General features: G+C 67.2%; 11 protein-coding genes. 8 read left to right on the forward strand and 3 right to left on the reverse strand.

Annotated elements, in window-relative coordinates; translation table 11 throughout:
- Window positions 1–208: 208 nt before the first annotated feature.
- A complete protein-coding gene (locus BSE24067_RS01595) occupies window positions 209–1,069 on the forward strand; it encodes an urea carboxylase-associated family protein (protein WP_151065810.1) in 861 nt (286 codons plus the stop codon).
- Window positions 1,070–1,154: 85 nt separating this feature from the next.
- The gene (locus BSE24067_RS01600) at window positions 1,155–1,829 is read left to right on the forward strand and encodes a GntR family transcriptional regulator (protein ID WP_151065811.1); all 675 of its coding nucleotides are present in this window, start codon (window positions 1,155–1,157) and stop codon (window positions 1,827–1,829) included.
- Window positions 1,830–1,945: 116 nt separating this feature from the next.
- Here BSE24067_RS01600 and BSE24067_RS01605 read toward each other — a convergent pair whose 3' ends face one another.
- Complete coding sequence (locus BSE24067_RS01605; RefSeq protein ID WP_151065812.1) at window positions 1,946–2,842, reverse strand: glutamate/aspartate ABC transporter substrate-binding protein; 897 nt, start codon at window positions 2,840–2,842, stop codon at window positions 1,946–1,948.
- A 425-nt stretch (window positions 2,843–3,267) separates the two neighbouring features.
- On the opposite strand from BSE24067_RS01605, the gene BSE24067_RS01610 reads away from it, so the two are divergent.
- Together BSE24067_RS01610 and mgtA are read left to right on the forward strand one after the other, a co-directional pair.
- Entirely contained in the window at window positions 3,268–4,911 is a 1,644-nt protein-coding gene (locus BSE24067_RS01610; protein ID WP_151065813.1) for a S8 family peptidase, read from the forward strand.
- A 714-nt stretch (window positions 4,912–5,625) separates the two neighbouring features.
- Complete coding sequence (mgtA, locus tag BSE24067_RS01615) at window positions 5,626–8,406, forward strand: magnesium-translocating P-type ATPase (RefSeq protein ID WP_151065814.1); 2,781 nt, start codon at window positions 5,626–5,628, stop codon at window positions 8,404–8,406.
- Between the two features lie 85 nt (window positions 8,407–8,491).
- Here the strand turns inward: mgtA and BSE24067_RS01620 are convergent, their stop codons facing one another.
- Window positions 8,492–8,776, reverse strand: a complete 285-nt coding sequence (locus tag BSE24067_RS01620; protein WP_151065815.1) for a transcriptional regulator — start codon at window positions 8,774–8,776, stop codon at window positions 8,492–8,494.
- 70 nt (window positions 8,777–8,846) lie between these two features.
- Window positions 8,847–9,722, reverse strand: coding sequence for a LysR family transcriptional regulator (locus BSE24067_RS01625; RefSeq protein WP_151065816.1), 876 nt, complete (start codon window positions 9,720–9,722; stop codon window positions 8,847–8,849).
- A 93-nt stretch (window positions 9,723–9,815) separates the two neighbouring features.
- Here BSE24067_RS01625 and BSE24067_RS01630 point away from each other — a divergent pair, with 93 nt between their 5' ends.
- From BSE24067_RS01630 to BSE24067_RS01645, 4 genes are all read left to right on the forward strand, one after another.
- Window positions 9,816–10,052 carry a hypothetical protein gene (locus BSE24067_RS01630; protein ID WP_244130482.1) on the forward strand — a complete coding sequence of 79 codons (237 nt, stop codon included), beginning with the start codon at window positions 9,816–9,818 and terminating at the stop codon, window positions 10,050–10,052.
- Between the two features lie 197 nt (window positions 10,053–10,249).
- Window positions 10,250–11,326 (forward strand): serine hydrolase, encoded by a 1,077-nt coding sequence (locus BSE24067_RS01635; RefSeq protein WP_151065818.1) that lies wholly within the window; start codon window positions 10,250–10,252, stop codon window positions 11,324–11,326.
- A gap of 166 nt (window positions 11,327–11,492) precedes the next feature.
- On the forward strand, window positions 11,493–11,729 hold the full coding sequence (locus BSE24067_RS01640) for a DUF7661 family protein (RefSeq protein WP_151065819.1): 237 nt from the start codon (window positions 11,493–11,495) through the stop codon (window positions 11,727–11,729).
- 144 nt (window positions 11,730–11,873) lie between these two features.
- Window positions 11,874–12,329 carry a MarR family winged helix-turn-helix transcriptional regulator gene (locus BSE24067_RS01645; protein WP_151065820.1) on the forward strand — a complete coding sequence of 152 codons (456 nt, stop codon included), beginning with the start codon at window positions 11,874–11,876 and terminating at the stop codon, window positions 12,327–12,329.
- The last annotated feature ends 6 nt before the right edge of the window (window positions 12,330–12,335 follow it).

Genomic DNA, 12,335 nt, shown 5'->3' on the forward strand with positions numbered 1-12,335 from the left:
GCGTTTGGCCGCACAAGCCGCACACACCGCTTCCCCGATCCTCCGTACTTTCCTCCGATTGACACACTTCCCCGCCTTCCCCCTATACTCGCCGGAGCGCCAATGAATTGTTGAACAATCCGGCACGCGAATTGACGCCTGACCGGCCACCACCAAGCGCTTGAGCCGGATCGCCGCATCTGCCAACCTTCGCCGAGAGTACCGCGTCATGTCGAACTATCCCGCCGCTTACCAGGTCACCAAGGGTTCCGTCCTGAACGTCGACAAAGCCTTTTATTCCGCGATCGCCCAGCGCCAGGACGCGCGCGAGCGGATCGCGTCGCACGTCGTGCCGATCCGCAGCGGCTTCGCGTGGACGGTGCCGGCCGGCCACGTATTCCGGATCGTCACGCTCGAAGGCCCGCAAGTCGCCGACTTCAACGTCTGGAACCTGCACAATCCGCGCGAACGCATGTGGGCGTCGCGCACGCGCCAGTTGCAGGCCGCGCACGTGACGACGTTCGACCGGCTCTGGTCGACGCTGCCGTACCTGCGCCCGATGGTCACGATCACCGACGACACGCTCGCGGGCTACGGCGTCGACGGCGACGGCGGCCGTGTGCACGACCTGCTCGGCACGCGATGCGACCCGTACGTGAACAAGCTGCTGACCGGCGAGGATTTTCATTTCCACTGCCACTCGAACCTCGTGCGCGCGGTCGCGCCGTACGGGCTCACCGAGTTCGACGTGCACGACGTGCTCAACGTGTTCCAGTGCACGGGCCTGAACGACGACGACAAGTACTTCATGAAGGCGTGTCCAGCGAAGCCGGGCGACTACCTCGAATTCTTCGCCGAAATCGACGTGCTGTGCGCGATGTCGACCTGCCCCGGCGGCGATCTGTCGGTGCCGATGTGGGGGCCCGACGCACGCGATCCGATCGACGTGTGCCGGCCGCTCGGCGTCGAGGTGTACCGGCTCGACCCGAGCCTGCTCGAAGGCTGGTCGTCGCCGCCGGTCGCGCCGTACCGCGGCCAGCACGGCATGCAGCCGCCGCAGGCCGACTGGCAGCACGGCAAAACGGCGTAACCCGGGCCGCGGCCCGTGGAATGGCGAGACGCCGCCGGCCGGCCACGCCGGCGGTGCACGATCAGGAGAGGAGCGAACGAACGGAATGGCAAGCGAAAAAGCGAGAGGGCAGTCGGTCGCCGACCGGATCAGCCATCAACTGCGCGAGCACATCATCAGCGGCAAACTGCCGCCCGGCACGCCGCTGATCGAGATGGACCTCGCCGCCGAGTACGACACGTCGCGCAACTCGCTTCGCGAAGTCCTGCATCAGCTCGGCCGTGAAGGGCTCGTCACGTTCGTGCGGCACAAGGGCGTCGTGGTGCGCACGCTCAATCGCCAGGACGTGCGCGATCTCTACGTCGCGCGCCGCACGCTTGAACTGCATGCGCTGAACACGGCCGAACTCGCCCAGCCCGCGCTGCTCGAGAAGATGCAGACCGCCATTCGCGCGGCCGAGCGCGAACTCGACAAGGAAAACTGGCAGGCCGTCGGCACGCATAGTCTGCGGTTTCACCAGCACATCGTCGCGCTTCAGAAGTCGGCGCTGCTCGACGAATTCTTCAAGACCATCTCCGCGCAGCTGCGTCTCGTCTTCGCCGCCGATCCGGGCGAGAAGCGCGTGCAAACGCCCGACTGGATCCAGCGCGATTACCAGATCTACGACCTGCTTACGCAGAACCGCCGCAGCGAAGCCGTCACCACGCTCGCGCCTTATCTCGACGATTCGGAGCGGATGCTCGTCGAAGCGATCAAGCGCAGCCATCGCGAGGCAGCCTGACGCCACGCATCGCAAGCCGCCGCGTGCCGCACGACGCGACGCGCAACGCGCAACGCGCCCGGCAGCATGCGCGTCACGCCTGCCGTTTGCGACGCGATACGACTACGACGCGACGCTCAGTACTGCGCCTGATCCGTTGGATTCCTGAACAGCTGCTTCATCTCCGGCGACAGCGGATAGTTGAGGCTCACGCCCTTCGGCGGAATCGGCTGCATGAACCACTGATCGTAGAGCTTCTCGGCGGCCCCCGACGTCTGCATCTTCGCGATTACGCTATCGACCACCTGCTTGAACGCCGGATCGTCCTTGCGCATCATGCATGCATAGTTTTCATGGACGAGCGGCGTGCCCGTCACCGTGTACGCGCCCGGGTTGCGGTCCTTCGCGATCTCGCCGTACAGCAGCGGCTCGTCCATCACGAACGCCACCGCGCGGCCCGTCGTCACGTTCATGAACGCTTCGGCGTGGTCCTTCGCGCTGATGATCGTCATGTTCATCCCCTTCTCCTCATTCAGCTTGCGCAACAGGCGCTCGTCCGACGTGCCGGCCGTCGTCGCGACGGTCTTGCCGGCCAGGTCCGGAAAGTCCTTCACGCCGGAATCCTTGCGCGTGCTGAAGCGAATCCCATACAAAAAGATGCTGTTCGAGAACGCGGCCTGCTTCTGCCGCTCGAGCGTGTTGGTCGTCGACCCGCACTCGAAGTCGATCGTGCCGTTCTGCAGCAGCGGAATCCGGTTCTGCGACGTGATCGGAATCTCCTTCACCGTCAGGTTCGGCGCCTTCAGCTCCGTCTTCAGCTGATCGATGATGCGCGCTGCGATGTCGCGCGAATAACCGATGTTCTTCTGCTGGTTGTCCGAGTACGAGAACGGCACCGACGATTCGCGAATACCCAGCGACACGACGCCCGTGTCCTTGATCTTCTTCAGCGTGCCGGTAAGGGCCTGCGCGTGCGCGGTGCCCGCCAGCGCACAGGTCAGTGCAACGGCCAGCCAACGGAAGCGGTGATTCATGCTTTTCTCCTGACGAAACGTTGATCGAATCGCGATCCTACGCCCGACAAAATTCGCATCGCATCAGGGAAAGCGTAGTGAAACGGCGACGCGCCGCCGCGTGCGGCGCGCGAGTTTCCGTGTCGCGCAAACACACGGACGCAGCGCGTGACGCCCGCCGGCCCACGTTCTTTCGCGCGCTACCCATGGCGCGGACGCGCCGGAATCGGCCATTGCGCTGCAACGCAGCAGCGTAATCGTTTGCGCCCGCCGGAATTTTTCCGTCGAATCACGCTCAAGAAGCGCCGGCCGCGGCCGTTACCCATGAGCATGGCGCGTCGCAGCAACCTTGCGTCGATCGACAGACAAAAACCACAAGGTCCGGTGTCCGCCGGACCGGGCGCGACCGCCGGCACGACGGTTATCTACGAGGATCGAGTTTCACCATGAGAGCCACACGCTTGAATTTCACGCTGGCCCGCCCTGCTCATGCGCGCGTGCTCGCCGGCATGCTGTCCGCCGCCGCGCTGCTTCCCCTCGCGGGCTGCGGCGGTGGCGGCGACGGCAGCAATCCGTCCTCGTCCAACGCGGCACCGGCCCCCGCGCCGTCCCCCGCTCCGGCGCCCCCGGCCCCGACCAACGGCGGCAATACCTGCGCGACGCAGCAGGCCGCCGCGCAAATGGCCGCTGACGCGAGCGCATCGTTCGAGCCGCCGGTCGATCACCTGATCGTCAAACTGAAAACGCCGACCGCCACGCGCGCGATGGCCGCCGTCGACATCGGCACGCGGCTCGACGCGGTGATCCAGCGCTCGATGACGCGCTGGACGGCGCCGACCGCCACGGGCGCCGCCCGCGCGTATGCGGCTGCGACGACGTCGCAGGCGCCGCTGAACGTGCAGGTCGAGCGGACGCTGTCCGACGGCGCGGCCGTGCTGTCGATCGGCCAGCGCATTGCGTCCGGCGATGCGGCAGCGCTCGCGCAGACGTTCGCGGCCGACGCCGACGTCGCCTATGCGGAACCGGATCACCCAATGCAGATTCGCGACACGCCGAGCGATCCGTCGTACAGCCAGCAGTGGTACCTGTCCGACGCAAGCGTCGGCATCAACGCGCCGCCTGCGTGGACGCGAACCAAGGGCTCGCCGACCGTCGTCACGGCCGTGCTCGACACCGGCTACCGGCCGCACCCCGACCTCGTCGGCAACCTGCTGCCCGGCTACAGCTTCATCTCGAACGTCAACACCAGCAACAACGGCCAGACGCGCGGCAACGACGCCACCGATCCGGGCGACTGGGTCACGCAGCAGGAGCTCGACAACGCGAGCGGGCCGTTCTATCACTGCGCGAGCGAACCCAGCGACAGCAGCTGGCACGGCACGCGCGTGATGGGCGTGATCGGCGCGACCGCGAACAACGGCGTCGGCGTCGCCGGCGTGTCGTGGCTCGGCCGCATCCTGCCTGTGCGCGTGCTCGGCAAGTGCGGCGGCACGACGAGCGACATCGCCGACGCGATGCGCTGGGCAGCCGGCATTCCGGTCAACGGCGTGCCGACGAACCCGAATCCCGCGAAGATCATCAATCTGAGCCTGGGCGGCGTCGGCGCGTGCAGCACGACGTTCCAGCAGGCGATCGACGACGTGAACGCGAAGGGCGTGACCGTCGTCGTCGCGGCCGGCAACGACGGGCTGTCGACCGGCCTCGACCAGCCCGCCAACTGCCGCGGCGTGATCAGCGTCGGCGCGACGGACGCAACCGGCCGCCGCGCATCGTTCAGCAACTTCGGCGCAGACGTCGCGCTGAGCGCGCCGGGTGTCGGCGTCCTGTCGACGGCCAACGGCGGCACGACGACGCCCGGCGCGGACACGTACGGCACCGCGAGCGGCACGAGTCTCGCGACGCCGCAGGTGTCGGGCATCGTCGGGTTGATGCTGTCGGTGAACGGCAATCTCACGCCCGCACAAATCCGGCAGAAACTGCAAGGCGGTGCACGTGCGGCGATGCTGCCGGCGAGTACGTCGTGCACCGCAATGCCGGCCGGCTCCGGCATTGCGGACGCGGGCGCGGCCGTCACGGCGGCCGCGCAGTAACGGGCACGTCGTATCGATGCAACTGCGCGCATGCCGACCGGGCGTGCGCGCGGTTTTTTTGCTCGTAGCGCCGGCATCGGCGCGTTAACGTTCCGCAAACGTTGCGCGAAGAAAGGGCCGGAAAAGGGTTGACGCTTCGCACGACGACCCATTACCATCGCCCCCGTCTGATTACATGGAGTGTTCTGTGAACACCGATGCGAGTTGTAGTTGGTCCTCGACCAACTTGACTGCTGCCTGAGGAAACCGCGCAGAGCCTCGTCTTCTGCCGCATCCCGGGAAGCAGGATGCGGCGCCCTTCCGGCCTGACCGGCCAGAATCCCCGCCGAATTTTTTCGATATCGCCGAATGTCCGCGCCGTGCGGTAGCACGCTGTCGCGCGCCTGCATTCGTGCTGCGCGCAGCGCGAGCTGCGCGCGTGTTCCGTTCGCGTGCCGTCCGGCCGCGCGCCGTCGTGCGCGCGCGGGCATCGATCGCCCGTGCCGCCTACCCGCAACCGACAGGAGTGCAGATGAACCCAGACGACAGTAGCCGATTACCGCTCGCCGGTGCGATGCCGCGCGCCGACGTCCCGTCCCGCCACGCGCCGGCGAGCGTTCCCCTCATCACCGATCCACAGCCGATCGCGCCCGCCGCGACGCGGCGGGGAGCGCTCGTGCGTCGATAACGTCACGGTCGCTCCCCGCCCGCCGCATCGTGCGCAAGGAGCGACTCATGACGCAACGAAACACATCGCAGAAGAAACAGCGCGGCTTCATCGACGCCGGCCCCCGTCAGCAGAACGAACCGCGCTTCCTGCGTGCCGCGCAGGAAGCGGCGCGCCCGCTCGACGAAACCTTCAAGTCGCTGCGCACCAGCACGCGCGGCCTCACCGCCGAACAGGCGGCCGAGCGCCTGCAGCATCACGGTCCGAACGAGATCGCGCATGACAAGCCGCCGCACTGGACGCGCCAGCTGCTGCACGCATTCCACAACCCATTCGTCTACGTGCTGCTGGTGCTGGCCGCGATCAGCTTCTGCACCGACGTCTACTTCGCGGCGCCCGACGATCGCGACTACGTCGGCATGACGATCCTGCTGACGATGGTCACGATCAGCGCGCTGCTGCGCTTCGTACAGGAATTCCGGTCGCTGCGCGCGGCCGAGAAGCTGAAGGCGATGGTCCGCACGACGGCGACCGTGCAGCGCGCGGTGACGGACACGTCGGAGCCCGCGCGCCGCGAGGTGCCGATGCGCGAAGTGGTGGTCGGCGACATCGTGCACCTGTCGGCCGGCGACATGATCCCCGCCGACGTGCGGCTGCTCGCATCGCGCGACCTGTTCATCAGCCAGGCCGTGCTGACCGGCGAAGCGCTGCCGGTCGAGAAGTACGACACGCTCGGCGCAGTCGCCGGCAAGTCGGCCGGCACGAGCATGGCGAGCGCGACGAATGCGCGGGGCGCGGCGAACGATGCGTCGACGTCGCTGCTCGATCTCGAGAACGTGTGCTTCATGGGGACCAACGTGGTGAGCGGCACCGCGACGGCCGTCGTCGTCGCGACCGGCGAGGACACCTACTTCGGTTCGCTCGCGCGCAACGTCGTGAGCCACAAGCGCATCGAGACGAGCTTCGACCGCGGCGTCGCGAGCGTAAGCTGGCTGCTGATCAAGTTCATGTTCGTGATGGTGCCGATCGTGTTCATGATCAACGGGCTGACCAAGGGCGACTGGCTGAGCGCGCTCACGTTCGCGCTCGCGGTGGCCGTCGGCCTGACGCCCGAAATGCTGCCGATGATCGTCAGCGCGAACCTGGCGCGCGGCGCGATCGCGATGGCGCGCCGCAAGGTCGTCGTGAAGCGGCTGAATTCCGTGCAGAACTTCGGTGCGATGGACGTGCTGTGCACCGACAAGACCGGCACGCTCACGCAGGACAAGATCATCCTCGAACATCATCTCGACCTGTCCGGCAGCAAGAACGAGGAAATCCTGCGACTCGGCTGGCTGAACAGCTTCCATCAGAGCGGCCAGAAGAACCTGATCGACATCGCGGTGGTCGCGCGCGCCGACGAAATCGGCGATCGCGTGAAGCCGCAGGGCTACAAGAAGATCGACGAGCTGCCATTCGACTTCGTGCGGCGCCGCCTGTCGGTGGTCGTCGAGGATACGCACGGCACGCACGTGCTGATCTGCAAGGGCGCGGTCGAGGAAATGCTCGCGGTGTCGACCCACGTGCAGGACGACGACGGCGTGCGTGCGCTCGACTTCGTCGCACGCAAGCGGCTGCTCGAACAGGCGAACGCGTACAACGAGGACGGTTTTCGCGTGCTGGTGCTGGCGACACGCGTGATCCCGCGCGGCGACGAACGCGAGCAATACCGCACCGTCGACGAACGCGACCTCGTCGTGCGCGGCTTCCTCACGTTCCTCGATCCGCCGAAGGAATCGGCCGCGCCGGCGCTCGCCGCGCTGCGCGAGAACGGCGTCACGGTAAAGGTGCTCACGGGCGACAATCCGACGGTGACGATGAAGGTCTGCCGGCAGGTCGGCCTCGAACCGGGCAAGCCGATGCTGGGCGCCGAGATCGAGACGCTCGACGACGCGACGCTCGCGCAGGCCGTCGAACGCACGACTGTGTTCGCGAAGCTCACGCCACTGCAGAAGGCGCGCATCGTGAAGGCGCTGCAGGCGAACGGCCATACGGTCGGCTTCCTCGGCGACGGCATCAACGATGCGCCCGCGCTGCGCGACGCCGACGTCGGCATCTCGGTCGACAGCGGCGCCGACATCGCGAAGGAAACCGCGGACATCATCCTGCTCGAAAAGAGCCTGATGGTGCTCGAGGAAGGCGTGATCAAGGGCCGCGAGACGTTCGGCAACATCCTGAAGTATCTGAACATGACGGCCAGCTCGAACTTCGGCAACGTGTTCTCTGTGCTCGTCGCCAGTGCGTTCCTGCCGTGGGAGCCGATGCTCGCGACGCAGCTGCTCGTGTTGAACCTGATCTACGACACGTCGCAGATGCTGCTGCCGTGGGACCGGATGGACCCCGAGTTCCTGAAGAAGCCGCGCAAGTGGGAAGCCGGCAACATCGGCCGCTTCATGCTGTGGGTCGGGCCGACGTCGTCGGTGTTCGACATCACGACCTACGTGCTGATGTGGATCGTGTTCGGCGCCGGTGCGATGTATCACCTGCACGGCGGTTCGGGCGGGCAGATCGTGATGAACTCGGGCTGGTTCATCGAGAGTCTCGTGTCGCAAACGCTCGTCGTGCATCTGCTGCGCACGCAGAAGATCCCGTTCCTGCAGAGCACGGCCGCGCTGCCGGTGCTGCTGTCGACGTTTACCGCGATCGCGATCGGTTGCTGGCTGCCGTTCTCGCCGTTCGCCGCTTCGCTCGGCTTCATGCACCTGCCGGGCGCCTACTGGCTGTGGCTCGCGGCGACGATGGCCGGGTACATCCTGCTCGCGCAGATCGTGAAGACGGTCTATGTGCGTCGCTACAAGCAGTGGTTCTGAATCCCTTCTAATGACGGCATGGCGGTGCGGTGGTGACGCCGCCTGTCGACCGTACGATCACGGGCCGCCTTCAGGCGGCCTTTTTTCATCCGCCGTCGTTCGCGCCGAACAGCTCCGCGCACACCGCGCGTCCCTCTTCGGTCAGCGCGGCGCTGCCCGTGCCGTCGTCGTTCAGCGTCGTCGCGCTCAAACCGGCCGCATCGAGCTGCGTCAGCACGCGGCGCAGCGTGCTCATCGGCAATTGCGAGCGCTTCGCGATCTTCGGCAGCGACCATGTCTTGCCGGACGGATCGGTCGCGGCTTCGTTCAGCGTCGCGAGCGTCGCCACGATGGCGGGATCGAGCGGGGAATCGTCGGATTCTGAAGTCATCGGTTGAGGTCGTGAGCCGGCGTGCGGCCGGCGTTCATGAAGGATGCGGACGCGGACACTATACGCGCGGTCATGCGCCGTCGATCGCCGCGCGCATGAACGACACGAAACGCGTGGTCACGGGATCGTCGCGGCCCCCTAGCCACGCGAGCCCGATGCGCCATTTCGCGTCCCGGCCGCCGAGCGGCAGGACGGTCGCATCGCGCAACAAATACTGCGCGCGCGACGGAATGAACGCGACGCCGACGCCGGCCGCGACCGACGTCAGCACCGATTGCACGTCTTCCGCCTGCTGCGTCACGTGCGGCACGAAGCGCCGCTCGATGCACCATCGGTCGATCTGCGCGGCGAGGCCGGGGCCCCGCGCGCGCTGCAGCGCAATGAAGCCGATGTCGTTCAATACGTCGAGATCGGCCGGCACGCGCTTGAAACCGAGGTGCGGCGGCACCGCGAGCGCGAGCCCCTCGTCGATCACCTTGAACGACGACAAGCCTTCGTCGGACGGCAGACGCAGGAAACCGGCGTCGAGCTTGCCGGCACGCAGCCGGCGCGTCTGTTCGGACGACGACAGGTCGCTCAGCGTCACCGCGATGCCAGGATGGCGGCGGCGGAACTCGGCGACGAGCTTCGGCACGAGCGTCAGCACGGACAGACAGATGCCGAGCCGCAGATGCCCGCGCTGCCCGCTCGTCGCCTCGCGCGCCCGCGCGAGGATTTCGTCGGCATCGCGGACGAGTGCCTGCGCGTCGGGCAGGAACCGTTCACCGAACGGCGTCAGCTCCGCGCCGTGCCTGCCGCGCTCGAACAGCTTGCCGCCGAGACTCGCCTCCAGCGCGCCGATCTGCTTGCTCAGCGCCGGCTGGCTCATGTGCAGCGCGTCGGCCGCACGGCTGAAATGGCTGAGCTCGGTGACGGTCAGGAACGTACGCAGCAGTTTCAGTTCCATTCTTCAAAGGAATCATATCGATCGAAACATTCATTTTACTGATCGAACGGCGTGGCGTTCAATACGGGCATGCCCATCCTGGAACTCACCGTCATGTCCGTCGATCTCGAGGCCGAATGCGTGGCCGATGTCCCGTGCGATACGATCGTCGCCGGCAAAGGCGATGCGCAGGCCGCCCCGCCTGCGTCCGAACGTCGCGCCGCACGCGCGGACGGACGCAGCCGCCGCTTCCGCTTCGGCGATGCGCTCGACGACGCGCCGCCGCGCGCCGTCACCGGTTCGATCGCGATCAGCTTCGCAGTCGTGTCGCGGCGGAACTGGCCGCGCTGACCCGCTGCATCACGCGTGCGCGATCGCTCGCGCACCTTCGATCATCCGCAAAAAAAACGCGCGAATCCGCGTGTATCACGCGTCATTGCGCGCACATCCATCGTCATCGCGCCGCGATCGACCGTATAATTTCCCGCACCCGCTGCCTGCCCACGCATTTCGCGCCGCCACCACGCGCGTGAAAAGGAGACTTTCGCTTGACCGGCCTCATCGCGCGCCTGCCCCGCACCCGGACCACCCTGATCATCGCGCTGTCGTTCCTGACACTCGCGTTCGCAACGAATGCGCACGCGCAGCCCGCGCAGCCACATCGCACGGCCGCGCCGCAAGCGCATGCAAAAGTCGTCGAGAAGAAGCCCGCCCGCCGCAAGACGAAGGCCGTCAAGCACCGCCGCCCGCGCGTAAAACATCATGCGGTGAAGCGCCACGCGGCGCCCGCACCGCACCGGCGCGCGAAACGTACGGCCGCGGTGCGCGCGCGTCCCGCCGCGAAACCGCGGCTGCTCGCGAGCTGCGGCTACACGCCGCGCGCGGTGCGTTCGCTGCATTCGCGTGCGGCATACGTGCTCGACGTCGACTCCGGCACGCCGCTGCTCGCCCGCAACGCACGCGCCGTGCGGCCGATTGCTTCGATCTCGAAGCTGATGACGGCGGTCGTCGCGCGCGACGCGGACCGCCCGCTGAACGGCGTGCTGCGCGTCACCGCACACGATCGCGACACGATCAAGTTCACCGGTTCACGGCTGCCGGTCGGCGCCGAACTGTCGCGCCGCCAGATGTTCCATATCGCGCTGATGTCGTCGGAAAACCGCGCGGCGGCCGCGTTGAGCCGCGACTATCCGGGCGGCCGCGCGGCGTTCGTGAAGGCGATGAACCGCGAAGCACGCCGGCTCGGGATGCGCCATACGCATTTCCGCGAACCGACCGGCCTGTCGCCGCACAACGTCTCGACTGCCGAGGATCTCGCGCGGCTCGTCGGCGCGGCCGCGCAGGATCCGCTGATCCGCTATTTCTCGACCGACACGTCGACCACCGTGCAGGCCGGCGACGGCGAGCTGCTGTACGTGAACTCCGATCCGCTCGTGCGCGACGGCCGCCTGCCGATCCGGCTGCAGAAAACCGGCTTCATCAACGAATCGGGGCACGGCGTCGTGATGCGCATGCGTGTGAAGGGGCGTCGCGAAACGCTCGTGCTGCTCGGCGCACCGACGCGCGCCGGCGTGTCGAGCGACGCGCTGAAGATCCATCGCTGGCTCGCCTGCTCGATCCAGTAAGCACGAAGCGGCGCATCGGGCCGGCACGTCGGTGCCGCGGCTCGCGATCCGCCGTGCCGCTGCGCGATCGCGCAGCGGCGGGGACGCTGACCGACGCGCTCGAGAAGCGATTCGCCACGCAGACGACCGCGAGCGTGCGGCCCATTACCGACGACGGAGCGCAACCATGCAGCCCGAATACCGTTTCAACGCATTCGGCCGCCTGCTCGCCGTCGTGCGCTCGAACGACAGCTGGACCGTGTTCGACGTCGGAACCGAACGCAAGCGGCGGCCGGCCGGTCCGCACATTCCGTCCGCGCTCGCGGCGCACGAGCTCGCGCAATATCTCGGCGATCTGCTGTACGAAAACGCATCGCCGAAGTACAACGACGTCGTGCCGGTTCCGCTGCCGCGCCGCGCGTAACGGCTGCGCCGACCGCGCGCCTCGCCCGCTGCATCCCGTCACCGCTGCTCACTGCTCGCGCGGCCCGCTCGCGCTGACGCATCGAGCGCCACGGATCCCTGTCCATTTCGACAGCTAAACTTGCAAGTTTAGCTTCCATATTCTATGATTCGGGGCATGACACCGCCCCGCACACCCGGCGTTTCCGCCGACACCGTCGCCGCCGACCTGACCCTCGCGGTCGGCCAATTGATCCGCCGTCTGCGTTCCGAGATCGATTCCGAAGGGCTCGGCATGTCGCAGACGAGCGCGCTCGCGCGGCTCGAGCGCCAGGGCCCGATGACGACTGCCGATCTCGCCCGCGCCGAGGCGATGAAGCCGCAGTCGATGAAGGCGATTCTCGCGAGCCTCGAGGAAGACGGCCTCGTCGAGCGCAAGCCGCACCCGACGGACGGCCGCCAGATCCTGTTCCTGCTGACGGCGGCCGGCCTCGCGGCACGGCGCAAGCGCGACACCGCGAAGCACAGGTGGCTCGGCGCCGCGATCGAGAAGCTCGATCCCGAAGACATCCGCACGCTCGCCGCCGCGATTCCGCTGATCCGGCGCATCGGCGAGCAGTAAACCGCG

Origin of the sequence: Burkholderia latens (genome assembly GCF_902499045.1) — a bacterium.
In the GTDB taxonomy this organism is placed as follows: domain Bacteria; phylum Pseudomonadota; class Gammaproteobacteria; order Burkholderiales; family Burkholderiaceae; genus Burkholderia; species Burkholderia latens.

Excerpts from the sequence above, each read along its gene's own strand:
- BSE24067_RS01595 (WP_151065810.1), top strand. The coding sequence starts at position 209 with ATGTCGAACTATCCCGCCGCTTACCAGGTCACCAAGGGTTCCGTCCTG.
- BSE24067_RS01600 (WP_151065811.1), top strand. The coding sequence starts at position 1,155 with ATGGCAAGCGAAAAAGCGAGAGGGCAGTCGGTCGCCGACCGGATCAGC.
- BSE24067_RS01605 (WP_151065812.1), bottom strand. The coding sequence starts at position 2,842 with ATGAATCACCGCTTCCGTTGGCTGGCCGTTGCACTGACCTGTGCGCTG.
- BSE24067_RS01610 (WP_151065813.1), top strand. The coding sequence starts at position 3,268 with ATGAGAGCCACACGCTTGAATTTCACGCTGGCCCGCCCTGCTCATGCG.
- mgtA (WP_151065814.1), top strand. The coding sequence starts at position 5,626 with ATGACGCAACGAAACACATCGCAGAAGAAACAGCGCGGCTTCATCGAC.
- BSE24067_RS01620 (WP_151065815.1), bottom strand. The coding sequence starts at position 8,776 with ATGACTTCAGAATCCGACGATTCCCCGCTCGATCCCGCCATCGTGGCG.
- BSE24067_RS01625 (WP_151065816.1), bottom strand. The coding sequence starts at position 9,722 with ATGGAACTGAAACTGCTGCGTACGTTCCTGACCGTCACCGAGCTCAGC.
- BSE24067_RS01630 (WP_244130482.1), top strand. The coding sequence starts at position 9,816 with ATGTCCGTCGATCTCGAGGCCGAATGCGTGGCCGATGTCCCGTGCGAT.
- BSE24067_RS01640 (WP_151065819.1), top strand. The coding sequence starts at position 11,493 with ATGCAGCCCGAATACCGTTTCAACGCATTCGGCCGCCTGCTCGCCGTC.
- BSE24067_RS01645 (WP_151065820.1), top strand. The coding sequence starts at position 11,874 with ATGATTCGGGGCATGACACCGCCCCGCACACCCGGCGTTTCCGCCGAC.